Annotated in this window: 1 protein-coding gene; it reads right to left on the bottom strand. The window is 69.5% G+C overall.

Annotated elements, in window-relative coordinates; translation table 11 throughout:
- Positions 1–780, bottom strand: a 780-nt coding sequence (locus VR44_RS27210) for an ion transporter (protein WP_045950257.1), incomplete at its 3' end; no start/stop codon positions are given.
- Between the last annotated feature and the right edge of the window lie 267 nt (positions 781–1,047).

Consider the following 1,047-nt stretch of genomic DNA (forward strand, 5'->3'; position numbering starts at 1 on the left):
CGCGTCCATGTCCCGGCCCGCCCGCTCCCGGGCGCGGGCGTCGGCCTCCTCCATCTCCCGCGCCTCGTCCAGCGAGTTGAGCACCACCCCGATCAGCACGTTGACCAGCACGAACGAGGCCAGCAGCGCATAGGAGGCGTAGTAGACGATGCTGAACCGGGAGATCTCCAGCCCGGCCCGGACGGCGTCGGTGAGCCCGTCCAGGGTGGTGAGCAGGAACAGGGTGAGCGCGGCCCGGCCGATCGAACCGTAGTGCTGCGGGTCGGAGTGCGCGAAGCAGACCCAGCCGACCATCGCGTACACGTACACCACCAGCGCCCCGACGAACAGGAAGCTCGCCGTACCCGGCAGGCTGCGCCCGACCGCGAGCAGCAGGATGCGCAGGTGGGGCAGGAAGCGGGCGGTGCGCAGCACGCGGGCGAGGCGCAGCAGCCGCAGCACGGTGGTGTTCGACCGCAGGAACGGCAGGAAGGCCGAGGTGACGATCAGCAGGTCGAAGATGTTCCAGGGGTCCCGGAAGAATGCTTTCGGCCGGTCCGCGTAGGAGCCCAGGCGGAGCACCATCTCCAGCGTGAACAGGACGAGGCAGCCGTTCTCCGCCAGTTGCAGGATCCGGCCCTGGGACGCGGCCAGGCCGCTGTACGTCTCCGCCCCCATCAGCCCCGCGTTGATCAGGATCACGACGAAGACGCCCATGCCGAAGGAGGGGGCCTCGGTGATCCCCCGGCAGTGACCGGCAAGTCTTCCGCGGCCGGTGCCGGCCGGCATGGTGTCCGTCATCTGTCTCCTCGTACTCGTACTCGTGGCTCACGCCCGGCGCACGCGCCGGTCCGTTCTTCTAACGCGGTACGGCCGCACGGGTTTCAGCGGGGACCCTGGGCGCACGAACCGCCCAGGGGGCGTCAAGGAAGCGTCAGGATCGGTCGGTTGACGTGCACATACGGCCGGGTGGCGGAGGAGAGCCCGCACGGCGAGGGCTCGATCGCCATGCTGGAGCGGCTGCTGTCCTTCTGGAAGGGCAAGCTCTTCGTCCTCACCCTCCTCGGG

It is taken from the genome of Streptomyces katrae (genome assembly GCF_000966975.1).
In the GTDB taxonomy this organism is placed as follows: domain Bacteria; phylum Actinomycetota; class Actinomycetes; order Streptomycetales; family Streptomycetaceae; genus Streptomyces; species Streptomyces katrae.